The organism is Streptomyces sp. NPDC001315 (genome assembly GCF_042896175.1).
Lineage (GTDB): Bacteria > Actinomycetota > Actinomycetes > Streptomycetales > Streptomycetaceae > Streptomyces.
Genome location: NZ_JBIAWZ010000012.1, coordinates 194307 through 217751 on the forward strand (window position 1 = coordinate 194307; position 23445 = coordinate 217751).

The window sequence follows — 23445 nt, forward strand, 5'->3', positions numbered from 1 at the left end:
GCGGAAGCAGGGCCTACTCGACGCCGATGAGCAGCAGCGACCCTTGCCGCCCGCCCCGGTACACCACCGTGTCGACGGCGAGATAGGACTCCCGGACCCGGGCCTCCAGATGCGCCGCGACGGCTTCGGGCGCCTCGTCGCCGAGAACGATGGTGACCAGCTCTCCACCCGCCTGGAGCATGCGGTCCAGCACGGTCTCGGCGGTGGTGGTGACGTCCGACCCGATCACGGCGACGTCGCCGTCGATGAGACCGAGGACGTCACCGGCCTGGCAGATGCCGGCCATGGTCCAGGACTGGCGTTCGGCGACGGCGAGCTCGGCGTAGCGGGTGGCACCGGCCGCCGAGGTCATGGCGACGACATCCTCGTCGAAGCGGCGGTCGGGTTCGTGCACGGCGAGCGCCGCGATGCCCTGGACCGCGGAGCGCGTCGGGATCAGGGCCACCCGGATGCCCTCGGCACGGGCCTGGTCGGCCGCCGCGGCCGCGGTGTGGCGCAGGTCCGCGTCGTTGGGCAGCAGGACGACCTCGCGTGCGTGGGCCCGGCGTACGGCCTCGACGAGTGCACCGCTCGCGGGCGGCTCCCCGGGGCGCGCGAGCACGGTGGTGGCGCCCGCCTCGGTGTACAGCCCGGCCAGGCCCTCGCCGGGCACGACGGCCACCACGGCGCGCTGGGCGGGCTCCCGGCGTCGGCCGCCGCGGGTGTGCACGTCGCCGGCGCCGAAGTGGGTGATGCGGATCCGGTACGGCCGCCCGGCCTCGACGCCCGCCTCCACGGCGGCGCCCGCGTCGTCGACGTGCACATGGACGTTCCACAGCCCGTCGCCGCCGACCACGACGAGCGAGTCCCCGAGGGCGTCGAGCCGTGCCCGCAGCCGCGCGACGGCCGCGTCGTCGGCCTCCAGCAGGTAGATCACCTCGAAGGCGGGGCCGCCCTCCTCCGGTGCCGCGGGCCCGTCCGCGCACGCCGCGACGTCGTCGGCGGCGGAGGTAGCGACGGCCGGGGTGGCGACGGCGGGGGCTGCGACGCTCTCGCCCACGCGCGCGTGGGCCCTGGGCACCGGTACCCCGGCCACCCCCGGCACCACCAGCGTCGCCGGAGCCTCTCCCGTGAGCGTCTCGACCAGCGCCCCGAGCACGGCCACCAGTCCCCGCCCGCCGGCGTCGACCACTCCGGCACGCTCCAGGACGGCCAGCTGGCCGGGGGTCGCGGCCAGTGCCGCACGCGCCCCCTGGAAGGCCGCCCGCGCGACCGCCCCGCAGTCGCCCTCGGCTCCCTCGGCCGCGTCGGCGGCGGCGGAGGCGACCGACAGGACCGTGCCTTCCACGGGGTGGGCCACGGCCTGGCGGGCGGAGTCGGCGGCGTGCCGCAGGGCGAGCCGCAGCCCCGTCCCATCGGTGTGAGCGGCCTCACCGTCGGCGGCGAACACCTGCGCCATACCTCGGAGCAGCTGCGCGAGGATCGTCCCGGAGTTGCCGCGCGCCCCTATGAGGGCCCCGTGTGCCATCGCGCGCGCGGCGTCCGCCAGAGACGGAACGGCGTCCGCCAGAGACGAAGAAGGTGAAAGGGCAGGGGAAGGCGAAGCGGAAGGGGAAGGCGAAGCGCCCCCGGCGTCCCTGTCGCCGCCGAATCCGGCCTCGTGTCCCGCGAACACCGCCTCGACGGTCGCGACGGCCGATTCCACGGTCAGGTACAGGTTCGTGCCGGTGTCTCCGTCCGCCACGGGGTAGACGTTGATCGCGTCGATCTCCTCGCGCGCCCGCCCGAGCGCCTGCAGCGCGAGACCACACCAGGTGCGCACCGCGAGAGCGTCGAAGAATGTCGGCGGCACCTGCGGCACCTGCGCCTCCTTGAGCTGCTGGTCTGGGAGGCAGCGTAGACCCCGGTTCGGTGTCCGCCGGAAGAGGGCCGGGGCGGACCCCCGGTCAGCCATGGTAGTTTCGTTGTACTGGCGCAGCCGTTGTATGCTGCTCCGGTTGCCCGATCACATCGGGCTCTCCCCCTGGCACCGCCACTCAGATCCTCGATCCTGATCCCGGCATGCCGGGATCAACCGTAAGTGCATCTGAAGTCTTTGGAGTGACCCGTGGCTGCCAACTGCGACGTCTGCGGCAAGGGGCCGGGCTTCGGCAACAACATCTCGCACTCGCACCGCCGTACGTCCCGTCGCTGGAACCCCAACATCCAGCGCGTCCGTACCGTGGTCGGCGGGACGCCGAAGCGCGTGAACGCTTGCACCTCGTGCATCAAGGCCGGCAAGGTCTCGCGCTGACGCACAGCTAAGCGCGCGGCCACTGCTGGTTCGCTGCATCAAGCCGGTCCACCTCGGTGGGCCGGCTTTTTGCCGTACCCGATCACCACCGCGCCCTGCCAGACTCCCATGAATGCGCTTCGGCATCCTGGGCCCCCTCGAGATACGCACCGACGACGGCACCCCCGTCGACCCCGGCGGCCCCCGCCCCCGCACCCTGCTCACCCTCCTGCTCCTCGATGCCGGCCGTACGGTCTCCGCGGAGCGCCTGACCGATGGCCTGTACGGCGCCGAGCCGCCCGCCGGAGCCGCCAACGCGCTCCAGTCCCAGGTCTCCCGCCTTCGCCGGCGCCTGGCCCCGCACACGGAGATCGAGGCGGCCCCCACCGGCTACCGCATCGCCACCCCGCCCCACTCCGTGGACGTCCACCGCTTCGAGCGGCTGTCCGAGGAGGGGCGTGCCGCGCTCGCCGCCGGGGACCATCCCGGAGCCGCGGCGCGGCTGCGGGAGGCGCTCGCCCTGTGGCGCGGGCCCGCGCTGCCCGATCTCCCGGACGCGCACGCCGAGACCGCTCGTCTCGGGGAGCTCAGGCTGGCCGCCGTGCAGGACCGGATCGAGGCGGACCTGGCCCTGGGCGGCGCCCCTGAGCTCGTGCCGGAGCTGCGGGCGCTGCTGTCCGCCCATCCGCTGAGCGAGCGGCTGTACGGGCAGCTGATGCGGGCCCTGCACGCGGGCGGGCGGCCCGCGGAGGCGCTCACGGTGTACGAGGAGGCCCGGCGCACGCTGGCCGACGAACTGGGCGCCGATCCGTCGCCCGACCTGTCCGCGCTCCACCTGGAGCTGCTCCGGGGCCGTGGCCCCGCCCGGCAGCAGGTCCCGGAGCAGCTCACCCGTTTCGTCGGCCGCGAGGACGAACTCGTCCGGATCGCCCGGGCCCTGTCCGACGCACGGCTGGTCACGCTCACCGGTCCGGGCGGTGCCGGCAAGACCCGGCTGGCGATCGAGGCAGCCCGCGCCCGGCCCGAGGTGTGCTTCGTCGAGCTGGCCCCCCTCACCGACGGCACCCGGATCCCGTACGCCGTACTGACCGCGCTCGGCGCCCGGGAAGGGTTCCGCACCCCCGCGACGGACACCACGAGCCGGTTGCTGGCGGCGCTGGAGGACCGTGAGCTGCTGCTGGTCCTCGACAACTGCGAGCACCTGGTGGAGGAGGCCGCCCGGCTGTCCGCGCTGCTGCTCGGCGCCTGCCCCGGCGTCCGTGTCCTCGCCACCAGCCGCGAGTCGCTCGGCGTCACCGGGGAGGTCCTCGTTCCCGTGCCCCCGCTGCCGCCGGAGCCCGCGGTCCGGCTCTTCCGCGACCGCGCACGAGCGGTGCGCCCCGATTTCGAGGACCACGCGCGCGTGCCCGACATCTGCCGCGCCCTCGACGGGCTGCCCCTGGCGATAGAACTGGCGGCGGCGCGCCTGCGCACACTCACGCCGGACGAGCTCGCCGCCCGCCTGGACGACCGGTTCCGTCTCCTGTCCCGCGGCGACCGGTCCAAGGCGCCCCGGCACCGCACGCTGCGCGCGGTCGTGGAGTGGAGCTGGGACCTGCTGGACGAGGAGGAGCGGGAGCTGGCGGCCCGGCTGACCGTGTTCTCCGGAGGCGCGACCCTCGACGCCGTGGAGGCGGTGTGCGCGGTGCCGTACCCGGAGGACCTGCTGGCCTCGCTGGTCGAGAAATCGTTCCTCGAGGTGTCCGAGGGGCGCTACCGGATGCTGGAGACGATCCGCGCGTTCGCCGCCTGGGGCCTCAGCGACGAGGAAGCGTTCCGGGACGCGCACGCCGCGTTCTTCCTGGAGCTCGCCGAGCGGGCGGAGCCGTGTCTGCGCGGCGGCGAGCAGCTGTCGTGGCTGGCCCGACTGACCTCCGAGCACGACAACCTGGACGCGGCTGTGCGCCACCTCACTCGTAGCGCGCCCGCCGACGCTCTGCGCCTGATGGCCGTGCTGACCTGGTTCAGGCGGCTGCGCGGTCCGTACGGCGAGCAGGTGCCGCAGGCCCGCGCACTCCTGGCGGCCGTCGGCGGCGAGCCGCCCGAGGGCCTGGCCGAGGAGTACGCCCTGTGCCTGATGAACGCGGTCAGCGGACGCGGCGAGGATCCGGCCGAGGCCGGCCTCATCGCGCGCACGGCCACCATCATGGGATCGTTGAACGATCCTCTGGGGTTACCGTTCACCGTGGTTCTCTGGTCGCTCACCGGTGGCCCCCACCTCACGGTCGGCGAACAGGTCCGCGTGCAGATCGGCGAGGAGCCGTGGGGTCTCGCCCTGCTGGACCTGGGTGTCGCCTACCAGGAGATGTTCGCGGGCCGCGCTGCCGAGGCCGAGATCGCCTTCGCCCGGTCCCTGGCCCGCTTCCGGGCCACCGGCGACCGCTGGGGCATGGCCAACTGTCTCGACCCGCTGGGCGGCTTCGCCGGCCGGCGCGGCGCGTACGGCCGTGCCCTGGAGCTGCTGGACGAGGGCTTGGCGTACGTGCGAGAGCTTCAGGCGCCGGAGGAGACCGCGGACCTGCTGCGGTCCCGCGCGTTCGTGCTGCTGCACCGCGGCGACACCGAAGAGGCAGCCGCGCACTTCACCCGCTCCGCGGACCTCGCCCGTACGGCGGGTGCTTCCGACAAGGTGGCGAGCGCCCGCCGGGGCCTGGGTGACGTGGCACGACTGTCCGGCGACCCGGCCCACGCGCGCGTGCACTACGAAAGCGCCCTGGAGGCCTGCGCCGCCAACTGGTTCAGCGTCGGCGAGACGGTGTGGATCCTCCTCGGACTGGGCCGCGCGACCGTCGCGGAAGGGGACACGGAAACGGCCCGGGACTGGTTCGCCCAGGCCCGCACGCTCGCCCTCGACTCCCCCGACGTCTTCGCGCTGGCGGGCGTCGCCGACGCGCTCGCCTCCGTCGCGCCGCATCCCGAACGGGCGGCCGAACTCCTGGGCGCCGCCACGGGCCTCAGGGGCGCCCCGGCCGAGGGCGACCCCGACGTCGTACGCACGGAGCGGGACGTACGCGCACGGCTGTCCGCCGAGGCGTACGACAAGGCCTTCGAGCAGGGCCGGAGTCTGCGGTCAGCCGCGGTCAGCGAACGGTAGGGGAACGGTCAGCGGCTCCCTGGAAGCTCATGGCCATGACGAACCCGACGAACGCACACAGCCTCAGCCACCTCACCGTTCTGGTCTCCGGCGCCAGCGTCGCCGGCCCCGCCGTCGCCCTCGACCTGGCCCGGTACGGCGCCCGTGTCACCGTCGTCGAGAAGGCCCCGGGCATGCGCGCGGGCGGCTTCGCGGTCGACTTCCGGGGCCATGTCCACCGCACCGTCCTGACCGCGATGGGCATCTGGGACGAGATCCACGCCCGCCAGACGCACATGGGCCGGCAGATCGTCGTCGACGCGGACGGCAGCCCGCGCGTGGACCTGCCCTCGGAGATGATGAGCGGGGACGTGGAGATCTTCCGCGGCGAACTCGCGCAGATCATGTACGAGCGCACCAGGGACAGTGTCGAGTACGTCTTCGGCGACTCGATCGCCACGCTCACGGAGACCGACGGCGGCGTCGAGGTGACGTTCGAGAAGGGCGCGCCCCGCCGCTTCGACCTCGTGGTCGGAGCCGACGGTCTGCACTCGAACACCCGCCGCCTGGCCTTCGGCGACGAGTCCCGTTACCTGCGCTTCTTCGACCACTACGTGGCAGGCTTCGACATCCCCAACGACCTGGGCCTGGACCGCACGGGCCGGGTCTACAGCGAGCCCGGCCGCGCGGTCGCCCTCGGCAACTACGACGGCGATCCGGACCGCGCCGGCGCCCTGCTGGTCTTCAAGTCCGAGCAGCTGACGTACGACCGTCGGGACATCGCCGCGCAGAAGCGGATCCTCGCCGAGCGGTTCGCGGGGATGGGCTGGGAGGCCCCGAAGGTGCTGAAGGCCCTGGAGCAGACCGACGAGCTGTACTTCGACGCGATCGCCCAGGTCCACATCGACCGCCTCACCAAGGGCCGCGTGGTCCTGCTCGGGGACGCCGGTCACGGCGCCACGATGGGCGGCATGGGCACGGGCGTGGCGATCGTCGGCGCGTACGTCCTGGCCGGCGAGCTCGCCCTCGCGGGCGGTGACCACCGCACCGCCTTCGCCGAGTACGAGAGCAGGATCCGGGACTTCGCGAAGGGCTGCCAGAAGATCTCCGGCAATGCCGGACCGTTCTTCGCCCCGCCCACCGAGCGCCGCATCCGCAGCCGCGACCGCATGTACCGCCTGCTCAGCTCGCGTCTCCTGGCCGGCTTCTTCAAGAAGCTCACCGAGAAGGCGGCCACGGACATCGAACTCCGCGACTACCCGGCGGCCTGAGGCCTGAGGGCCCACCGGTGGTCCACCGGTCCGATGCCCCCACCGAGCGCGAATCCGGCCGCGATCGCCCCGGTGACGTACCTCTTGGCGGCCGCGACCGCCTCCGGCACGGACTGCCCCTTCGCCAGCTGCGACGCGATCGCGGACGCGAGGGTGCAGCCCGTGCCGTGCGTGTGCCGGTTGTCGTGCCTCGGCGCCCGCAGCCAGTGCTCCTCGGAGCCGTCGGTCAGCAAGTCCACGGCGTCACCGGCCAGGTGGCCGCCCTTGATCAGCACCCACCGCGGCCCGTACGCCAGCACGGCCGCCGCGGCCCGCTTCAGATCCGCCTCCGACTCGACCCGCACACCGGTCAGCTGGGCCACCTCGTCGAGGTTCGGCGTGGCGACGGTCGCGACGGGCAGCAGTTTCGTCCGTACGGATTCCAGGGCCGAGGCGGCGAGCAGCGGGTCGCCGTGTTTGGACACGCCGACCGGGTCGACGACGGCCGGAGCGTCCGTCCCGCCGATCAACTCGGCGACGGTCGCCACCAGTTCGGCCGAGGAAAGCATCCCGGTCTTGACCGCCTGTACGCCGATGTCGTCGACGACGCTGCGGTACTGGGCCCGCACCGCCTCCACCGGGAGCTCCCAAGCTCCCTGCACGCCGAGGGAGTTCTGTGCGGTGACCGCCGTGATCACGCTCATGCCGTGCACGCCGAGCGCGAGCATCGTCTTCAGGTCGGCCTGGATGCCCGCGCCGCCACCGGAGTCGGAGCCCGCGACCGTCAGCACCCTGGGCGGAGCGCTCACGATTCGATGTCCCCGAAGTGGTCCCAGCCGCCCTTGCTGGTCCACGGCGCGCCGTCGACCGTCACCTGGGGCAGCGCCGACGGGTTGAGCACCTCGCCGATCACCTTCCAGCGGGCGGGCAGCTTCACGTCCGGCGGGAAGGTCGCCACGATCGCGTGGTCCTCGCCCCCGGTCAGCACCCACTGGAGCGGGTCGACGCCGACGGCCTGCCCGATGTCGTTCATCTGGCTGGGGATGTCGATGGCACCGGAGCGGATGTCGATGCGGACCTTGCTGGCCTCCGCGATATGGCCGAGGTCGGCGATGAGCCCGTCGCTCACGTCGCACATGGCGGTCGCGCCCAGCCCGGCGGCGGCCGGTCCCGCGTGGTACGGCGGTTCGGGGCGGCGGTGGGCCTCGACGAAGGCGCGCGGCGAGCGGAAGCCGCGGGAGAGCACCGCGTACCCGGCGGCGGACCAGCCCAGCCAGCCGGTGACCGCGACGATGTCCCCGGGCTGCGCGCCGCCCCGGGTCACCGGCTCCTGGTTGCGCAGGTCGCCGAGCGCGGTGATCGACACCATGATCGTGTCACCGCGTACGACGTCGCCGCCGACCACGGAGGCGCCGGCGACCTGGCATTCGTCGCGCAGGCCGTCCATCAGCTCGGTCGGCCAGGTCACCGGGAGTTCGGCGGGGACGACCAGGCCGAGCAGCAGCGCCGTCGGTACCGCGCCCATGGCGGCGATGTCGGCGAGGTTCTGCGCGGCGGCCTTGCGGCCCACGTCGTAGGCCGTGGACCAGTCGCGGCGGAAGTGCCGCCCTTCCAGCAGGATGTCGGTGCTCGCCACGACCCTGCGGTCGGGGGCGGCGACCACCGCGGCGTCGTCGCCGGGGCCGACCCGGACCGCCGGGGTGGTGGTGAGACGGGAGGTGAGCTCCCTGATGAGCCCGAACTCCCCGAGCTCACCAACAGTGCCCTTCATTACCCTTGCTCCCCTTCTGTCCCTGTCCATACCCGGTCGCGTTCTGGCCCTGTCCATGCCCGGTCGCGCGTCACCAGTGTCCTCGATACGGTCGAGGGGATCGTCAACTTCTGTCGTGCCTGGACCCCGGCACGGGGACGCCGGGCGCCGCAGGTCTCCCCGCGGCGAGCGGCGACGCGATACCGTGGCGTTCCTTTTCCCCACATGATCCTCGTGGCCGCCCTGGAGGTTCCGTGGTACAGGCGTACATCCTGATCCAGACGGAGGTCGGCAAAGCGTCGACCGTCGCCGAGACGATCAGCAAGATTCCTGGCGTGATCCAGGCAGAGGACGTGACGGGACCGTACGACGTCATCGTGCGCGCACAGGCCGACACAGTCGACGACCTCGGTCGCATGGTGGTCGCCAAGGTCCAGCAGGTGGACGGCATCACCCGCACCCTGACCTGCCCGGTGGTCCATCTGTAGCCCCCGTCTACCCTTGGCCGGTGAACTTCTCCCGTCACCGGCACCGCATTGTCCTCGGGCCGCCCGCGCTCGCCCTGCTCGTCGCCGCCGCGGGCTGCTCATCAGCAGACGGCAGCGCGTCGGCGGTGGTTCCCAGCCCCGACGCGAAGGTCGCGACGTTGTGCCGGAACCTGGACGAGGCGCTGCCGTCGAAGGTGGACGGTCTCAACCGGCGTGACCCCGAGCCCGTATCCTCGCTGACCGCGGGCTGGGGGAACCCGGCGATCATACTGCGCTGCGGTGTCGCCAGGCCCGAGAAGATGAGTGACCCGGAGGCCGACGGGGTCGAGGTGGACGGGGCCGGGTGGCTGCTGGAGAAGCAGGACGACGGAGCGTTCCGGTTCACGACGACGTTGCGCAAGGCGTATGTCGAGGTGACGATTCCCGCGAAGCGAACCGGGGACGGCATGGCGCCACTGGTCGATCTGGCGCCTGCCATCAAGAAAACGATCCCGGAGGGGATTGCCGACTAGGACCTGTCCTGGGAAACCAGGTCAGCGCAGTCCCGTCGGCCTGCGAAGTGCCGCCTGCACCAGCCTGTCCACCAGCTCCGCATAGCCGATCCCGCTCGCCTGCCACATCTGCGGGTACATCGAGATCGGCGTGAAGCCCGGCATGGTGTTGATCTCGTTGATCACGAACTCCCCGTCCTCCGTGAGGAAGAAGTCCGCCCGCACCAGGCCCTCGCAGGACGCCGCCTCGAAGGCGTCGACCGCGAGCTTCTGCACCTGCGCCGTCTCCTCGGGGGTCAGCGGGGCCGGGACGAGGCCCGGCGTCGAGTCGATGTACTTCGCCTCGAAGTCGTAGTACGCGTGCGCGTCCGGCGGCGGGATCTCCGCGGGGACGGAGGCCCGGGGTCCGTCCTCGAACTCCAGGACACCGCACTCGATCTCACGGCCGCGCAGCGCCGCCTCGACGAGGATCTTCGGGTCGTGCCGCTGGGCCTCGGCGACGGCCTCGTCGAGCCCGGAGAGGTCGTCGACCTTGGTGATACCGATCGACGAACCCGCGCGCGCGGGCTTCACGAACAGCGGCCAGCCGTGCTCGCCGGCGAAGTCGACGATCTTCTTGCGGGCGGCCGACTCGTCCTGCTGCCACTCGCGCGGCCGGATCACCACGTAGGGGCCCACCTTCAGCCCGAACGAGGTGAACACCCGCTTCATGTACTCCTTGTCCTGGCCGACGGCCGAGGCGAGCACCCCCGCGCCCACGTACGGGACTCCGGAGAGTTCCAGCAGGCCCTGGAGGGTGCCGTCCTCGCCGTACGGGCCGTGCAGCACCGGGAAGACCACGTCGACCTCGCCGAGGGCCTTGGGCACCGAGCCGGGCTCGGCGTAGACGACCTCGCGGTTGGCCGGGTCGACGGGCAGCACCACGCCGCCCTCGCTGGACTCGGCGAGCTCCTCGACGCTGGGCGTACGGCGCTCGCTGATCGCCATGCGGTCCGGTTCGTCGGCGGTGAGGGCCCAACGCCCGTCCCGGGTGATGCCGATCGGCAGGACCTCGTACTTGGTCCGGTCGATCGCCCGCAGTACGGCGCCGGCGGTGACCACGGAGATCCCGTGTTCGGAGCTGCGTCCGCCGAACACGACGGCCACACGCGGCTTACGGGACGGCTGCTCGGGGCTCTGGGGGAGGTTCTCGGTGCTCATATCGCGTTGAGAGTACCCGGTGGTAGGGCCCGGAGACAGCGTCGGCGGGGCGGGTTCGCTCAGCGTCGCTCGGGCTTCGCGCTGCGCGACATCAGCTCCTTGAGAGCGACCACCGGCGGCTTGCCCTCGTGCACGATGCCGACCACCGTCTCGGTGATGGGCATGTCGACACCGTGCCGGCGGGCCAGATCCAGCACGGACTCACAGGACTTGACGCCCTCGGCGGTCTGCTTGGTGACCGCGATGGTCTCCTGGAGGGTCATGCCCTTGCCGAGGTTGGTGCCGAAGGTGTGGTTGCGGGAGAGCGGCGAGGAGCAGGTCGCCACCAGGTCGCCCAGGCCCGCGAGTCCGGAGAAGGTCAGCGGGTCGGCGCCCATGGCGAGGCCCAGCCGGGTGGTCTCGGCGAGGCCGCGCGTGATGAGCGAGCCCTTGGCGTTGTCGCCGAGGCCCATGCCGTCCGCGATGCCGACGGCCAGGCCGATGACGTTCTTGACCGCGCCGCCGAGTTCGCAGCCCACCACGTCCGTGTTGGTGTACGGGCGGAAGTACGGCGTGTGGCAGGCGGTCTGGAGGCGCTGGGCGACGGCCTCGTCGGTGCAGGCGACCACGGCCGCGGCCGGCATCCGGGCGGCGATCTCCCGGGCCAGGTTGGGTCCGGTGACCACGGCGACCCGCTCGGGGGCGACCTTGGCGACGTCCTCGATGACCTCGCTCATCCGCATCGTCGTACCGAGTTCGACGCCCTTCATGAGGGAGACGAGGACCGTGCCGGGGGCGAGCAGCGGTGTCCACTCGGCGAGGTTGGCGCGCAGCGTCTGCGAGGGGACCGAGAGGACGGTGAAGTCGGCGCCGGCGGCGGCCTCGGCCGGGTCGGTGGTGGCCCGCAGGTTCTCCGGGAGCTCGACGCCCGGGAAGTAGTCGGGGTTCGTCCGGGTGGAGTTGATCGCTTCCGCGACCTCTTCGCGGCGCGCCCACAAGGTCACCTCGCACCCGGCGTCGGCGAGCACGATGCCGAAGGCCGTACCCCACGAACCCGCGCTGAAGACCGCCGCCTTGACCGGCTCGCTCACTTGCTCTGCCCCTCTTCCTGCCTGGCCTTCCCCTGCGTCCGCGCCTGGCCGCGCACCTGGGGCTGCGGCTCCGTCTGCGGCTGTGCCTGGCCGCGCACCTGCGGCTCCGTCTGCGCCTGGGTGCGGCGCCGCTGCTCGATCCGCTCCCGGCGCGGGTCGTACGGCGTCTCGGGCGCCCGCTCGCCGCGGATCTCCTCCAGCAGGCGGGTGATGGCGGCCATGATGACCTCGGTGGCCTCTTTCAGGACGTCCGGGGTCATCTCCCTGTCGTAGAAGCCGGAGAGGTCCACGGGCGGGCCCGCGAGCACATGGTGGGTCTTGCGCGGAAGGAGATTGGGCTTCTTCGCGTACGGCGGCAGCAGCTCGTTGGCCCCCCACTGGGCGACCGGGATCACCGGGCACTTGGTCTGCAGGGCGACGCGTGCGGCACCGGTCTTGCCGGTCATGGGCCAGCCGTCCGGATCGCGGGTGAGGGTGCCCTCGGGGTAGAAGGCGACGCACTCGCCGCGCTCCACGGCGTCGATCGCGGCCCGGAAGGCGCTCAGTGCGTCGGTGCTCTCGCGATAGACGGGAATCTGTCCGGTGCCGCGCATCGCGGCACCGACGAATCCCTTCCGGAAAAGGCCGCTCTTCGCCAGGAATCGCGGAACCCGTCCGGTGTTGTACTGATAGTGCGCATATGCGAAGGGATCGATGTGCGAATTGTGGTTCACCGCGGTGATAAATCCACCCTCGGCCGGAATGTGTTCCATTCCACGCCAGTCTCGCTTGATCAACGCCACCAACGGCGGTTTGCACAGCACCGCGGCGAAGCGATACCAGAAGCCGATTCTGCGGCGGGGCACGCGGACACCTTCCTCTAGGGCTTCCTCCCAGGGCTGGGGGCCGCACAAGTGTCGCCCCGGGCCGCCGGTCTGTCGAGAACACCGTACGCCCCACCACCCCGGCCCCCGGATGGGCCGGGTGACAATGGCCGCGACAAGAGAGGGGCTCAACGCTCGTGCAGTGGACCTTGGTCATACCCCTGAAGCCTCTGGCGCGGGCCAAGAGCAGGCTCTCGGACACCGCCACCGGCGGGCTGCGCCCGGGACTCGCCCTCGCCTTCGCCCAGGACACCGTGGCCGCCGCGCTGGCCAGCCCGGCGGTCGAGGATGTGGCGGTCGTCACGGACGACGAGCTGGCCGGCCGGGAGTTGGCGGCCCTGGGCGCCCGGATCGTCTCCGGCGAGCCCGGGGGCGGCCTGAACGCCGCTCTGGCCCACGGGGCGGCCGTCGTACGCGCCTCACGTCCCGCCTGCCCCGTGGCGGCCCTGAACGCCGATCTGCCGGCCCTGCGCCCCCTGGAATTGGCTCGCGTTCTGGAGGCGGCCGCGGAATTCCCGCGCGCCTTTCTCCCCGATGCGGCCGCAATCGGCACGACTCTGCTGGCCGCCGCTTCGGGCCGGGAATTGCTTCCCGCATTCGGCCCCGATTCCCGGGCCCGCCATCGCGCGTCCGGCGCGATGGAACTCCACCTCGACGCCGTGGATTCCGTACGCCAGGACGTCGACACCGGCGATGACCTGCGCACGGCACTGGCATTGGGGGTGGGACCCCGAACGGCCACCGTCGCCGCACGCCTCCTGATCCCCGGGCAATGAGCCCCCACCACGCAGCCGCGGATCACCCAGCCGCAAGCCCCCACGGAGCCCCCACAGAACCCCGAGCCCCGGACAGCCTCCGCCGCCGCGCGGCTCCCCGCCCCCGGGCAGTAGGCTGCCGCCATGCAGGCGACCGCATACACGTACGACCCCGAGACCCGCAGCGGACAGGTGCTGTTGGACGACGGCACGCCGGTGCCCTTCGACGCGCCGGCGTTCGACGCCGGGGGGCTGAGGCTGTTGCGCCCGGGGCAGCGGGTGCGGGTGGAGACCGAGGGCGAAGGGGACGCCCGGCGGGCCACCCTGGTGACGTTGCACACCTTCTGAGCGGGCTCGCGGAAACGCCGCGGGCCGGACTCCGAGAGGGAGTCCGGCCCGGCGCGTGAGTGCCCTGTGCCTGCCCTGCTAGCGAGCGGCGGCCTTCTTGGCGGTGGTCTTGCGAGCGGTCGACTTCTTGGCGGGGGCGGCCTTGGTGGTGGCCTTCTTCGCCGGGGCCTTCTTCGCCGTCGCCTTCTTGGCCGTGGCGGTCTTCTTCGCCGCGGTCGTCTTCTTGGCGGCCGCCGCCGTGGTCTTCTTGGCGGTCGTCTTCTTCGCCGTGGTCTTCTTCGCGGCCGCCGCCGTGGTCTTCTTCGCGGCGGCCTTCTTCGCCGTGGTCTTCTTCGCGGCGGCCTTGGTGGTGGCCTTCTTCGCGGCGGCCTTCTTGACCGTCGCGGCGGCACCGCCGGTCAGACTGCCCTTGGGCGCCTTCTTCACGGCGACCTCGCCGCCGCGCGGGAGCTTCTTCGAGCCGCTGACCAGGTCCTTGAACCCCTGGCCCGCGCGGAAGCGCGGCACGGAGGTCTTCTTGACCCGGACACGCTCGCCGGTCTGGGGGTTGCGGGCGTAACGGGCCGGACGGTCGACCTTCTCGAACGAACCGAACCCGGTGACCGAAACTCGCTCACCCGCGACGACCGCTCGGACGAGGGCGTCCAGGACCGCGTCGACAGCATCGGCGGCCTGCTGGCGGCCACCCATCTTGTCGGCAATCGCTTCTACGAGCTGCGCCTTGTTCACGTCTTCCCCTTCGGAGACATTGCCAGAACGAAAGTGTTCAAGCCTTTTCGCACGTTAGGCAGATATATACCGCAAATCAAACACGAAACGGGCTAATCACCCTCGTGCCGCAACGAACTCGGCTGTCCTGGACGCGATCAGCGTTCCTCTTCGAGGAATCGGCCCTCGTCGAGGTCCGCCATGAACCGCTCCAGACGCCTTGTCGCATCGGCGAGATCGTGCTTGGCCGCGGCCGTAATGACCAGCAGCTTCCGGGTCAGCGCCATCCGTACGCCCTCCGGGACTTGCAGTGAGCGCACTCTTGCGTGCGCTTCCTTCAGTCGGTCCGCGACCGCCGCATAGAGCTCGAGTTGGCCGTCGTGTTCCATGCACAGATTGTGCCATCTGGGGCGAGTTGTCGCCTGCGCAGGGTGCAACTATCGCCGCAAACGGCCGTTCGGGCATCGGCCGAGGCCCCGGCCACGGGAATCGCGTACCCGGCCAACCACCTTCGTAACGCGGGAAGTTGAGGGGTGGGGTGCGGACCGGCAGGGCCGTTCGGGTGCAGACATGGCTGTACCCCCAATCGTGGCGATCGGGGGTACAGGCGGAGTGTTGCGTGGCCGAAAGTCGACCCGGCCAGGCCTCTGCGTCAGACCTCGAGCGTGCGCGGCTTGTACGACGGGCGCTTGGTCTCGTACGCGGCGATGTCGGCCTCGTTCTGGAGGGTGATGGAGATGTCGTCCAGCCCGTTCAGCAGCCGCCAGCGGGAGTTCTCGTCCAGCTCGAAGGAGGCGGTGATGCCCTCGGCGCGCACCTCGCGGGCCTGAAGGTCGACCGTGATCTCGGCCTGCGGGTCCTGCTCGGTGAGTTCCTGCAGCGCGTCCACGATCTTCTGCTCCAGAACCACCGTGAGCAGGCCGTTCTTGAGCGAGTTGCCGCGGAAGATGTCGGCGAAGCGGGAGGAGATCACGGCCTTGAAGCCGTAGTTCTGCAGCGCCCAGACGGCGTGCTCACGGGAGGAGCCGGTGCCGAAGTCGGGGCCGGCCACCAGGACGGTGGCGCCCTGCCGCTCGGGCTGGTTGAGGATGAACGAGGAGTCCTTGCGCCAGGCCTCGAACAGCCCGTCCTCGAACCCGTCCCTGGTCACCTTCTTGAGCCAGTGAGCAGGGATGATCTGGTCGGTGTCGACGTTGCTGCGGCGCAGCGGGACGGCCCGGCCGGTGTGCGTGGTGAATGCTTCCATGACTCTCAGACTCCAGCGGGCGTACGGGTGTCGGCGTCGGACAGGTCGGCGGGGGACGCCAGGTGGCCCAGGACCGCCGTAGCGGCCGCGACCTGCGGCGACACCAGGTGCGTACGGCCGCCCTTGCCCTGCCGGCCCTCGAAGTTGCGGTTGGAGGTGGACGCGGAGCGCTCACCCGGGGCCAGCTGGTCGGGGTTCATGCCCAGACACATCGAGCAGCCCGCGTGCCGCCACTCGGCGCCGGCCTCCTTGAAGACGACGTCCAGGCCCTCGGAGACGGCCTGCAGACCGACCCGCGCGGAGCCGGGGACGACCAGCATCCGTACGCCGTCGGCGACTTTGCGGCCCTCGACGATCGCGGCGGCGGCGCGCAGGTCCTCGATGCGGCCGTTGGTGCAGGAGCCTACGAAGACGGTGTCCACCTTGATGGAGCGCAGCGGCTGACCGGCCTCCAACCCCATGTATTCCAGGGCCTTTTCGGCGGCCAGGCGCTCCGAAGCGTCTTCGTACGAAGCCGGGTCGGGGACCTCGGACGAAAGCGGCGCACCCTGGCCGGGGTTGGTGCCCCAGGTGACGAACGGCGCGAGCGAGGCGGCGTCGATGACGACCTCCGCGTCGAATTCCGCGTCCTCGTCCGTCTTCAGGGTCTTCCAGTACGCGACGGCGGCGTCCCAGTCCTCGCCCTCGGGGGCGTGGGCGCGGCCCTTGATGTAGTCGAAGGTCGTCTCGTCGGGGGCGATCATGCCCGCGCGGGCGCCGGCCTCGATCGACATGTTGCAGATGGTCATCCGGGCCTCCATCGAGAGCTTCTCGATGGCAGAGCCGCGGTATTCCAGGATGTAGCCCTGGCCGCCACCCGTACCGATCTTGGCGATGATCGCCAGGATCAGGTCCTTGGCCGTCACACCGTCGGGCAGCTCGCCGTCGACGGTGATGGCCATCGTCTTCGGGCGGGCCAGCGGCAGCGTCTGGGTGGCCAGCACGTGCTCCACCTGGGAGGTGCCGATGCCGAACGCCAGCGCGCCGAAGGCACCGTGCGTGGAGGTGTGGGAGTCACCGCAGACGACCGTCGTACCGGGCTGGGTCAGGCCCAGCTGCGGGCCGACGACATGCACGACGCCCTGCTCGACGTCGCCCAGCGGGTGCAGGCGCACACCGAACTCGGCGCAGTTCTTGCGCAGCGTCTCCAGCTGGGCCCGGGAGACCGGGTCCGCGATGGGCTTGTCGATGTCGAGGGTCGGGGTGTTGTGATCCTCGGTCGCGATGGTGAGGTCGAGCCGCCGCACCCGGCGACCCGCCTGACGGAGGCCGTCGAAGGCCTGCGGGCTGGTCACCTCGTGCAGCAGGTGCAGATCGATGAAGAGGAGGTCGGGCTCGCCCTCGGCGCGCCGGACGACGTGGTCGTCCCAGACCTTCTCCGCGAGTGTCCTACCCATCGCTTTCCCTCCGGCCGGCAAGCGTGCACCGGCCCAACTAGAGATCTTGAGGTGGCGGCACCCGAGCCCCTGCATACGGGCACCCGCCGCCAGGCCCGTTGGTCCGCGGGCCGCTGTGCATACAAGGGTTGCGCGTCTCACTGAAAATTGAACTTGCGTTTCACAGAGTGAGACGCGAGTATCGTTGCATGGACAACAGTAGCGGCGTCGGCGTTCTGGACAAGGCAGCCCTTGTCCTGAGCGCTCTGGAGTCCGGTCCGGCCACCCTCGCGGGGTTGGTGGCGGCCACCGGACTGGCACGACCCACGGCCCACCGACTGGCCGTGGCCCTGGAACACCACCGCATGGTGGCACGTGACATGCAAGGGCGGTTCATTCTCGGACCGCGCCTGGCCGAGCTGGCCGCGGCCGCCGGCGAGGACCGCCTCCTCGCCACGGCGGGCCCGGTGCTCACCCACCTCCGTGACGTCACGGGCGAGAGCGCGCAGCTCTATCGCCGCCAGGGTGAGATGCGCATCTGCGTCGCCGCGGCGGAACGCCTCTCCGGCCTCCGGGACACGGTGCCGGTCGGCTCGACGCTCACGATGAAGGCGGGCTCCTCGGCCCAGATCCTGATGGCCTGGGAGGAGCCGGAGCGCCTGCACCGCGGTCTCCAGGGCGCCCGCTTCACGGCCACGGCGCTCTCGGGCGTACGGCGCCGGGGCTGGGCCCAGTCCATCGGCGAGCGCGAGCCCGGCGTCGCGTCCGTCTCCGCGCCCGTACGCGGCCCGTCCAACCGTGTGGTGGCCGCCGTCTCCGTCTCCGGCCCCATCGAGCGCCTGACGCGCCACCCGGGCCGTATGCACGCCCAGGCGGTCATCGACGCGGCCGGCCGCCTCTCCGAGGCACTGCGCCGCACCGGCTGACCGCCGGCGGCACGTCTACGGGAAAGGGCCGGCCTCAACGCCGCGGCAGGCCCGTCCCCCGTCTCAGACGTCTCACCCGTCTCAGGCGTCCTTGGACGCCTTCGCCGACCGGTAAGCGAACCGGTCCTTCGCCCGCCGCCCCCGCTTCTCCAGCGGCAGCTGACCGTGCGCGGCCGCGAGCCCGAACGCCGGCATGTCCCCGTAGATCGACTCGTACGACCCCTCGGGGACGACGTAGGTCTCATGCCAGAGCCCCACGTGCTGCCGGGCCTTCCCCTCCTTCTCCTTGCGGTTCATGACCGCCCAAGCCCGGTGGTGGAACGTGTCGGGGGACGACGCGTACGCATAGAGCTTCTCCTTGGACTCCCAGTACTGGACGACGTAGTACGTCCGCGGGGAGGCCGTCAGCAGCACATGGCTGAGGAGACCGCGCTCGGGGGCCTTCTGCAGTTCGCGCAGCATGCGCGGCATCCCCACGAACACCGGGAACCAGTGGTGCACGGCCCAGAAGTGGTTGATGCGCATGCCGATCAGAAGAACGACCACGTCCCCCTCTGCTGCCGCGGTCGTACGGCCTGCGGTGACGGGCTTACCGAACATGACGCTTCCCCCTTGCGGTCTGGTTGGCGAGCGGCGCTATCCAATTGGCCATGCTTGGATAGTGTCGGTATCCAATGAGGGGCGCAAGAGATGCGGCTGGCCGAGCTGAGCAAGCGCAGCGGTGTGTCCACCGCGACGATCAAGTACTACCTGCGCGAAGGCCTGTTGGCGCCGGGCCGCCAGATCAGCGCGACCACGGCCGAGTACGACGAGGGGCATCTGCGCCGGCTGCGGCTGGTGCGGGCGCTGATCCAGGTGGGCCGGGTGCCGGTGGCGACCGCCCGGGAGGTGCTCAAGCACATCGACGACGACTCCCTGGGGCGCACGATCCGGCTGGGCGCGGCGCTGTGGGCGCTGCCGCAGGTACCCGAACCGGACGCTGACGACGAGGAGGTGCGGGCGGCCGGCCGCGAGGTGGACCAGGTGATGGAGATGCTCGGCTGGTCCAACGCCCAGGCCCTGAGCTCGATCTCCCCCGCACACCGTTCGCTGGTGGTGGCGGTGGCCACACTTCGGCGGCTCGGCTACGCCTGGGACGCCGAACTGATGCTGCCCTACGCCGAGTTGATGCACCAGGCGGCCGTGCGCGACCTGGACTTCGTGGAGACCCACCCCTCCGAGGCGGAGAAGGTGGAGACGGCGGTCGCGGCGGCGATCCTCTTCGAGCCCGTCCTGCGAGCTCTGCACCGGCTGGCACAGGAGGAGGAGTCGGCGCGACGGTACGGCTTCGAGTAGGGCCGGGCCCGGATACGCCGATGGGCCCCCACCGAAGTGGAGGCCCATCGGACTCGTACCCCCGACCGGATTCGAACCGGCGCTACCGCCTTGAGAGGGCGGCGTGCTAGGCCGCTACACAACGGGGGCGAGGATCTAACGTTTCCGCAGATCCGAGCTGGTCTACCTGGACTCGAACCAAGACTAACTGAACCAGAATCAGTCGTGCTGCCAATTACACCATAGACCAATGTGGTTTAGACCAGTTTGTACCCCCGACCGGATTCGAACCGGCGCTACCGCCTTGAGAGGGCGGCGTGCTAGGCCGCTACACAACGGGGGCCCTAGCGATCCCGACGGATCAGGATCAGTACCCCCGACCGGATTCGAACCGGCGCTACTGCCTTGAGAGGGCAGCGTGCTAGGCCGCTACACAACGGGGGCTTTGCAGATGAGCTCTGCGAGCTGGCCTACCTGGACTCGAACCAAGACTAACTGAACCAGAATCAGTCGTGCTGCCAATTACACCATAGGCCACTGGAACGCAAGCCCCTGAGGGGATCTTGTTCTAGTTTGCTCCCCCGGATTCCGGCCTTTCGGCCCGCTCTCCGGCGGCGCAGGAAGAACATTACCTGAAGGTGGACGGGGCTCCAAAACGACTATCCGTGCCAAGGATCGCGGGAAGTTCGGCGAGGGAGACGATCCGGTGCGGTCCCGCCGGTGCGTCGACGGTCGCGTACTGCCCGTCACGGTCGATCCAGACCGACAGCAGGCCGGCGTCAGCCGCGCCCCGGCCGTCGATCTCCGGGTGGTCGCCGACGTACGCGACCTGGTGCGGGGCGAGTTCCAGGGCATCGCAGGCCGCGTGGAAGGCCTCGGCCTCGGGCTTGGAGACGCCGAGCTCCGCGGCACACAGGACGGCCTCGAAGCGGTCGCGCACGCCGAGCACGCGCAGCTTGCGGTCCTGCACGTGGAGGCTGGAGTTGGAGAGCACGGCGTGTCGGTGGCTGGCCGCGAGGGCGTCCAGGGCCGGCAGGACGTCCGGGAAGAGGGCCCAGGCGGTCTCGTAGTGCCCCATGTAGCGCTCGAACCAGGCGTCGGCCTCGGCGTCGCTCAGCTCCACCTCCAGGAAGACCCGTACGCGGTCCCGCCGCTGCCCCTCGAAGGAGATCTCCCCCGCCGCGAACCGCGCCCACTGCAGGTCGGTGATCTCTCTCCAGTGCGCGAGAGCCTGCTCCGGAGTGCCGTACCCGTCGATCAGCCCCTCGGCCCCGAGGTGCGCGCGCATGCCCTCGCGGTCCGCGGTCGTGTAGTCGAAGAGGGTGTCGTCGACGTCCCAGACCACGGCTCGGATGCTCATGATCCGACGGTAACCCGGCTCCCGCGGGCCCGTCCTGCGATACGGCGAAGGGGCGGCACCCCGGTCCACCGGGTGCCGCCCCTCACGCGCGCGTGGGTTACGCGGTCAGCTTCGCCAGTGCCGCGTCGACGCGGGCCAGCGTCTTCTCCTTGCCCAGGATCTCCAGGGACTCGAAGAGCGGGAGGCCGACCGTGCGACCGGTGACGGCGACGCGGACCGGGGCCTGGGCCTTGCCGAGCTTGAGGCCGTGGGCCTCGCCGGCGGCCAGGACGGCCTCCTTCAGGGACTCGGCGGAGGTCCAGTCGGCGGACTCGAGCTTCTCGCGGGCCGTGCGGAGCAGGGCGTCCGAGCCCTCCTTCATGGCCTTCGTCCAGCTCGCCTCGTCGAAGACCGGTTCCGGCAGGAACAGGAAGTCGACGTTGTCCGTGATCTCGGAGAGGACCTTCAGGCGGGTCTGCGCGTGCGGCGCGACGGCCTGCCACTTGGCCTCGTCGAAGTCCTCCGGCGCCCAGGCGGCGAACGGGGCCTGCAGCCAGGGGCGGCAGCGCTCCGTGAAGTCCTTCACATCCAGCAGGCGGATGTGGTCGGCGTTGATCGCCTCACACTTCTTGAGGTCGAAGCGGGCCGGGTTGGGGTTCACGTCCTTGATGTCGAAGGCCGCGACCATCTCGCCGATGCCGAAGATGTCCTGGTCGGCCGAGAGCGACCAGCCGAGCAGGGAGAGGTAGTTGAGCAGGCCCTCCGGGAGGAAGCCGCGCTCGCGGTAGAGGTTGAGCGACGACTGCGGGTCACGCTTGGAGAGCTTCTTGTTGCCCTCGCCCATCACGTACGGCAGGTGGCCGAACTCCGGGATCCGCTTGGCGATGCCCAGCTCGATCAGCGCCTTGTACAGGGCGATCTGCCGCGGGGTGGAAGAGAGCAGGTCCTCGCCGCGCAGGACGTGGGTGATCTCCATCAGGGCGTCGTCGACCGGGTTGACCAGCGTGTAGAGGGGCGCGCCGTTGGCGCGGACGATGCCGTAGTCGGGGACGTTCTCCGGCGTGAACGTCAGCTCGCCGCGAACCAGGTCGTCGAAGGTGATCGTCTCGTCGGGCATCCGGAAGCGGACGATCGGGCTGCGGCCCTGGGCCTTGTACTCCTCGACCTGCTCGGCGGTCAGGTCGCGGCAGTGGCCGTCGTAGCCGGAGGGCCTGCCGGCGGCGCGGGCGGCCTCGCGGCGGGTGTCCAGCTCCTCCTGGGAGCAGTAGCAGCGGTAGGCGTGACCGGCGGCGAGAAGCTTCTCGGCCACGTCCTTGTAGAGGTCCATGCGCTGCGACTGGCGGTACGGCGCGTGCGGGCCGCCGACCTCGGGGCCCTCGTCCCAGTCGAAGCCCAGCCAGCGCATCGAGTCGAGCAGCTGGTTGTAGGACTCCTCGGAGTCGCGGGCCGCGTCGGTGTCCTCGATGCGGAAGACCAGGGTGCCCTGGTGGTGCCGGGCGAACGCCCAGTTGAACAGGGCGGTGCGGACCAGGCCCACGTGGGGGTTACCGGTGGGCGACGGGCAGAAACGTACGCGGACGGGTGCGCTAGCCACGCTTGACAACCTTGTTGGTGAGAGTGCCGATGCCTTCGATGGTGACGGCGACCTCGTCGCCGACGACCAGGGGGCCGACCCCTGCCGGGGTGCCCGTGAGGATCACGTCGCCGGGGAGCAGCGTCATGGCCTCGGTGATGTTGACGATCAGATCCTCGATCGAGTGGATCATCTCGCTGGTGCGGCCGAGCTGGCGCTGCTGGCCGTTGACCGTCAGCTGGACGGTCAGGTCGGACGCGGCGGCGAGGTCCAGGCCGGTCTCCACCCAGGGGCCGAGCGGGCAGGACGTGTCGAAGCCCTTGGCCCGTGCCCACTGCTTCTCGCGCTTCTGGACGTCGCGGGCGGTGATGTCGTTGGCGCAGGTGTAGCCGAAGATCACGTCCTTGACGCGCTCGCGCGGGACCTCGCGGCACATACGGCCGATCACGACGGCCAGCTCGGCCTCGTGGTGCACTTCCTGGGAGAAGGAGGGGTACTGGATCTCGTCACCCGGGCCGATCACCGAGGTGGACGGCTTGAAGAAGGCGAACGGGGCGTCCGGCACCTCGTTGCCCAGCTCCTTCGCGTGCTCCGCGTAGTTGCGGCCGAAGGCCACGACCTTGTTGGGGAGCACGGGCGGCAGCAGCCTGACCTTGCTCAGCGGCACCTTCGTACCGGAGAGCTCGAAGTCCGTGAACGGGATGCCCTTGATGATGTCCAGGACGAGTTCGTCCTGCTTGTCGCCCTCGACCGCGCCGAAGGCGACGTTCCCGTCGATGGAGAACCTGGCGATGCGCACGGGATGCTTGGCCCCTTGACTGAGCTGGCTGGAGTCTGACGCTCCAGGCTAACGCGGCAGGGGGCCCGGGCCTCGCGCATTACGGCCGGTGCGCCACGGACGGCGAAACCCATGACGAAGGGCGCCCACCGAGTGGTGGGCGCCCTTGGCATCCGTACGGGCCGTCGTGAGTGTTCGGCGGCCGGTGCGTGTACTACTCGGCGGCGGCGGCCGCGGCGGGGACCTCCATCAGGATGGTGCGCCGGGGGTTGGCGGTCTGCGCGGGGAGGTCGACGGAGTGCTCCGGCTGGTCCGGGGTCTGCAGTTCGTCGGCGTCGTCGAGGTGCGCCAGCGTCGTGCGCCGCGGGTTGGCTATCGTGCGGAACATCATCGTCGTCTTCACGGTTGTACGAGACCTTGTCGTTTCGGGCGCTCGGGAGGACGTCAAGGCCCCCCGCACGGGCGCGGGTTGTCAGAGCGATGCCCTTTGTAAAGCGTCAGGCTAAACATGCAGATTCCCGTCGAAGACGTGAAGAGCCCATGATCTGCATGTGAGTTTGCTCACGAA

The 23445-nt window shown here is 70.9% G+C and carries 24 protein-coding genes and 5 tRNA genes; 9 read left to right on the top strand and 20 right to left on the bottom strand.

Features of this window, described 5'->3' with window-relative positions; all coding sequences use genetic code 11:
- Nucleotides 1-13 precede the first annotated feature (13 nt).
- Nucleotides 14-1840 (bottom strand): DAK2 domain-containing protein, encoded by a 1827-nt coding sequence (locus tag ACFY16_RS28755; protein ID WP_390650089.1) that lies wholly within the window; start codon nucleotides 1838-1840, stop codon nucleotides 14-16.
- A 246-nt stretch (nucleotides 1841-2086) separates the two neighbouring features.
- On the opposite strand from ACFY16_RS28755, the gene rpmB reads away from it, so the two are divergent.
- From rpmB to ACFY16_RS28770, 3 genes are all read left to right on the top strand, one after another.
- On the top strand, nucleotides 2087-2272 hold the full coding sequence (gene rpmB / locus ACFY16_RS28760; protein ID WP_003993230.1) for a 50S ribosomal protein L28: 186 nt from the start codon (nucleotides 2087-2089) through the stop codon (nucleotides 2270-2272).
- Nucleotides 2273-2384: 112 nt separating this feature from the next.
- Nucleotides 2385-5384, top strand: a complete 3000-nt coding sequence (locus ACFY16_RS28765; protein WP_390650090.1) for a BTAD domain-containing putative transcriptional regulator — start codon at nucleotides 2385-2387, stop codon at nucleotides 5382-5384.
- A 35-nt stretch (nucleotides 5385-5419) separates the two neighbouring features.
- Complete coding sequence (locus tag ACFY16_RS28770; RefSeq protein WP_390650091.1) at nucleotides 5420-6634, top strand: FAD-dependent monooxygenase; 1215 nt, start codon at nucleotides 5420-5422, stop codon at nucleotides 6632-6634.
- On the opposite strand, the gene thiD is transcribed toward ACFY16_RS28770, so the two are convergent.
- Nucleotides 6619-7422, bottom strand: coding sequence for a bifunctional hydroxymethylpyrimidine kinase/phosphomethylpyrimidine kinase (gene thiD, locus ACFY16_RS28775; protein ID WP_390650092.1), 804 nt, complete (start codon nucleotides 7420-7422; stop codon nucleotides 6619-6621). The two genes, ACFY16_RS28770 and thiD, sit on opposite strands and share 16 nt — an antisense overlap.
- Nucleotides 7419-8384, bottom strand: a complete 966-nt coding sequence (locus ACFY16_RS28780; RefSeq protein ID WP_390650093.1) for a thiamine-phosphate kinase — start codon at nucleotides 8382-8384, stop codon at nucleotides 7419-7421. Before ACFY16_RS28780 ends, thiD begins: the two co-directional genes overlap by 4 nt.
- A gap of 233 nt (nucleotides 8385-8617) precedes the next feature.
- Between ACFY16_RS28780 and ACFY16_RS28785 the strand changes: the two genes are divergently transcribed.
- Both ACFY16_RS28785 and ACFY16_RS28790 read left to right on the top strand, forming a co-directional pair.
- Nucleotides 8618-8851, top strand: coding sequence for an Lrp/AsnC family transcriptional regulator (locus ACFY16_RS28785; protein WP_003997603.1), 234 nt, complete (start codon nucleotides 8618-8620; stop codon nucleotides 8849-8851).
- A 20-nt stretch (nucleotides 8852-8871) separates the two neighbouring features.
- On the top strand, nucleotides 8872-9363 hold the full coding sequence (locus tag ACFY16_RS28790) for a DUF3515 domain-containing protein (protein WP_390650094.1): 492 nt from the start codon (nucleotides 8872-8874) through the stop codon (nucleotides 9361-9363).
- A gap of 21 nt (nucleotides 9364-9384) precedes the next feature.
- On the opposite strand, the gene ACFY16_RS28795 is transcribed toward ACFY16_RS28790, so the two are convergent.
- From ACFY16_RS28795 to ACFY16_RS28805, 3 genes are read right to left on the bottom strand one after another with little or no spacing between them, the layout of a single operon-like run.
- A complete protein-coding gene (locus ACFY16_RS28795) occupies nucleotides 9385-10542 on the bottom strand; it encodes a D-alanine--D-alanine ligase family protein (RefSeq protein ID WP_390650095.1) in 1158 nt (385 codons plus the stop codon).
- A gap of 59 nt (nucleotides 10543-10601) precedes the next feature.
- Nucleotides 10602-11612: an NAD(P)H-dependent glycerol-3-phosphate dehydrogenase gene (locus tag ACFY16_RS28800; protein WP_390650096.1), complete on the bottom strand. Its 1011-nt coding sequence runs from the start codon at nucleotides 11610-11612 to the stop codon at nucleotides 10602-10604.
- The gene (locus ACFY16_RS28805; RefSeq protein ID WP_390650097.1) at nucleotides 11609-12457 is read right to left on the bottom strand and encodes a lysophospholipid acyltransferase family protein; all 849 of its coding nucleotides are present in this window, start codon (nucleotides 12455-12457) and stop codon (nucleotides 11609-11611) included. Before ACFY16_RS28805 ends, ACFY16_RS28800 begins: the two co-directional genes overlap by 4 nt.
- A gap of 155 nt (nucleotides 12458-12612) precedes the next feature.
- Here ACFY16_RS28805 and cofC point away from each other — a divergent pair, with 155 nt between their 5' ends.
- Nucleotides 12613-13251, top strand: a complete 639-nt coding sequence (gene cofC / locus ACFY16_RS28810; RefSeq protein ID WP_390650098.1) for a 2-phospho-L-lactate guanylyltransferase — start codon at nucleotides 12613-12615, stop codon at nucleotides 13249-13251.
- 123 nt (nucleotides 13252-13374) lie between these two features.
- Nucleotides 13375-13578, top strand: coding sequence for a hypothetical protein (locus tag ACFY16_RS28815; RefSeq protein ID WP_351145014.1), 204 nt, complete (start codon nucleotides 13375-13377; stop codon nucleotides 13576-13578).
- 78 nt (nucleotides 13579-13656) lie between these two features.
- Here ACFY16_RS28815 and ACFY16_RS28820 read toward each other — a convergent pair whose 3' ends face one another.
- From ACFY16_RS28820 to leuC, 4 genes are all read right to left on the bottom strand, one after another.
- A complete protein-coding gene (locus ACFY16_RS28820) occupies nucleotides 13657-14307 on the bottom strand; it encodes an HU family DNA-binding protein (protein ID WP_351145015.1) in 651 nt (216 codons plus the stop codon).
- A 137-nt stretch (nucleotides 14308-14444) separates the two neighbouring features.
- Nucleotides 14445-14675 carry a hypothetical protein gene (locus ACFY16_RS28825; protein ID WP_390650099.1) on the bottom strand — a complete coding sequence of 77 codons (231 nt, stop codon included), beginning with the start codon at nucleotides 14673-14675 and terminating at the stop codon, nucleotides 14445-14447.
- Nucleotides 14676-14938: 263 nt separating this feature from the next.
- On the bottom strand, nucleotides 14939-15532 hold the full coding sequence (leuD, locus tag ACFY16_RS28830; protein WP_390650100.1) for a 3-isopropylmalate dehydratase small subunit: 594 nt from the start codon (nucleotides 15530-15532) through the stop codon (nucleotides 14939-14941).
- A gap of 5 nt (nucleotides 15533-15537) precedes the next feature.
- Complete coding sequence (leuC, locus tag ACFY16_RS28835; protein WP_390650101.1) at nucleotides 15538-16968, bottom strand: 3-isopropylmalate dehydratase large subunit; 1431 nt, start codon at nucleotides 16966-16968, stop codon at nucleotides 15538-15540.
- A gap of 188 nt (nucleotides 16969-17156) precedes the next feature.
- Between leuC and ndgR the strand changes: the two genes are divergently transcribed.
- Nucleotides 17157-17873 carry an IclR family transcriptional regulator NdgR gene (ndgR, locus tag ACFY16_RS28840; protein ID WP_390650102.1) on the top strand — a complete coding sequence of 239 codons (717 nt, stop codon included), beginning with the start codon at nucleotides 17157-17159 and terminating at the stop codon, nucleotides 17871-17873.
- Between the two features lie 81 nt (nucleotides 17874-17954).
- On the opposite strand, the gene ACFY16_RS28845 is transcribed toward ndgR, so the two are convergent.
- On the bottom strand, nucleotides 17955-18473 hold the full coding sequence (locus tag ACFY16_RS28845; protein ID WP_390650103.1) for a DUF4188 domain-containing protein: 519 nt from the start codon (nucleotides 18471-18473) through the stop codon (nucleotides 17955-17957).
- Nucleotides 18474-18563: 90 nt separating this feature from the next.
- On the opposite strand from ACFY16_RS28845, the gene ACFY16_RS28850 reads away from it, so the two are divergent.
- The gene (locus tag ACFY16_RS28850; RefSeq protein WP_390650104.1) at nucleotides 18564-19208 is read left to right on the top strand and encodes a MerR family transcriptional regulator; all 645 of its coding nucleotides are present in this window, start codon (nucleotides 18564-18566) and stop codon (nucleotides 19206-19208) included.
- A gap of 56 nt (nucleotides 19209-19264) precedes the next feature.
- Here the strand turns inward: ACFY16_RS28850 and ACFY16_RS28855 are convergent.
- The 9 genes from ACFY16_RS28855 to ACFY16_RS28895 all read right to left on the bottom strand — a co-directional run bounded on the left by ACFY16_RS28855 (nucleotide 19265) and on the right by ACFY16_RS28895 (nucleotide 23280).
- Nucleotides 19265-19337 (bottom strand) — tRNA-Glu (locus ACFY16_RS28855).
- A gap of 28 nt (nucleotides 19338-19365) precedes the next feature.
- Nucleotides 19366-19437 (bottom strand) — tRNA-Gln (locus ACFY16_RS28860).
- Nucleotides 19438-19457: 20 nt separating this feature from the next.
- A tRNA-Glu gene (locus ACFY16_RS28865) sits at nucleotides 19458-19530 on the bottom strand.
- A gap of 28 nt (nucleotides 19531-19558) precedes the next feature.
- Nucleotides 19559-19631: transfer RNA gene (locus ACFY16_RS28870), tRNA-Glu, on the bottom strand.
- A gap of 21 nt (nucleotides 19632-19652) precedes the next feature.
- A tRNA-Gln gene (locus ACFY16_RS28875) sits at nucleotides 19653-19724 on the bottom strand.
- A 91-nt stretch (nucleotides 19725-19815) separates the two neighbouring features.
- Complete coding sequence (locus ACFY16_RS28880) at nucleotides 19816-20547, bottom strand: HAD family hydrolase (RefSeq protein ID WP_390650105.1); 732 nt, start codon at nucleotides 20545-20547, stop codon at nucleotides 19816-19818.
- A gap of 97 nt (nucleotides 20548-20644) precedes the next feature.
- Complete coding sequence (gene gltX, locus ACFY16_RS28885; protein WP_390650106.1) at nucleotides 20645-22129, bottom strand: glutamate--tRNA ligase; 1485 nt, start codon at nucleotides 22127-22129, stop codon at nucleotides 20645-20647.
- The gene (locus tag ACFY16_RS28890; RefSeq protein ID WP_390650107.1) at nucleotides 22113-22898 is read right to left on the bottom strand and encodes a fumarylacetoacetate hydrolase family protein; all 786 of its coding nucleotides are present in this window, start codon (nucleotides 22896-22898) and stop codon (nucleotides 22113-22115) included. The genes gltX and ACFY16_RS28890 overlap by 17 nt, the downstream gene beginning before the upstream one ends.
- Nucleotides 22899-23091: 193 nt before the next feature.
- Nucleotides 23092-23280: a hypothetical protein gene (locus ACFY16_RS28895; RefSeq protein WP_390650108.1), complete on the bottom strand. Its 189-nt coding sequence runs from the start codon at nucleotides 23278-23280 to the stop codon at nucleotides 23092-23094.
- Nucleotides 23281-23445 lie beyond the last annotated feature (165 nt).

Coding starts and splice junctions, on each gene's coding strand:
- ACFY16_RS28850 (WP_390650104.1), top strand. CDS start 18,564: ATGCGGCTGGCCGAGCTGAGCAAGCGCAGCGGTGTGTCCACCGCGACG.
- ACFY16_RS28765 (WP_390650090.1), top strand. CDS start 2,385: ATGCGCTTCGGCATCCTGGGCCCCCTCGAGATACGCACCGACGACGGC.
- leuD (WP_390650100.1), bottom strand. CDS start 15,532: ATGGAAGCATTCACCACGCACACCGGCCGGGCCGTCCCGCTGCGCCGC.
- ACFY16_RS28770 (WP_390650091.1), top strand. CDS start 5,420: ATGACGAACCCGACGAACGCACACAGCCTCAGCCACCTCACCGTTCTG.
- ndgR (WP_390650102.1), top strand. CDS start 17,157: ATGGACAACAGTAGCGGCGTCGGCGTTCTGGACAAGGCAGCCCTTGTC.
- ACFY16_RS28845 (WP_390650103.1), bottom strand. CDS start 18,473: ATGTTCGGTAAGCCCGTCACCGCAGGCCGTACGACCGCGGCAGCAGAG.
- ACFY16_RS28780 (WP_390650093.1), bottom strand. CDS start 8,384: ATGAAGGGCACTGTTGGTGAGCTCGGGGAGTTCGGGCTCATCAGGGAG.
- ACFY16_RS28825 (WP_390650099.1), bottom strand. CDS start 14,675: ATGGAACACGACGGCCAACTCGAGCTCTATGCGGCGGTCGCGGACCGA.
- ACFY16_RS28795 (WP_390650095.1), bottom strand. CDS start 10,542: ATGAGCACCGAGAACCTCCCCCAGAGCCCCGAGCAGCCGTCCCGTAAG.
- ACFY16_RS28815 (WP_351145014.1), top strand. CDS start 13,375: ATGCAGGCGACCGCATACACGTACGACCCCGAGACCCGCAGCGGACAG.
- ACFY16_RS28880 (WP_390650105.1), bottom strand. CDS start 20,547: ATGAGCATCCGAGCCGTGGTCTGGGACGTCGACGACACCCTCTTCGAC.
- leuC (WP_390650101.1), bottom strand. CDS start 16,968: ATGGGTAGGACACTCGCGGAGAAGGTCTGGGACGACCACGTCGTCCGG.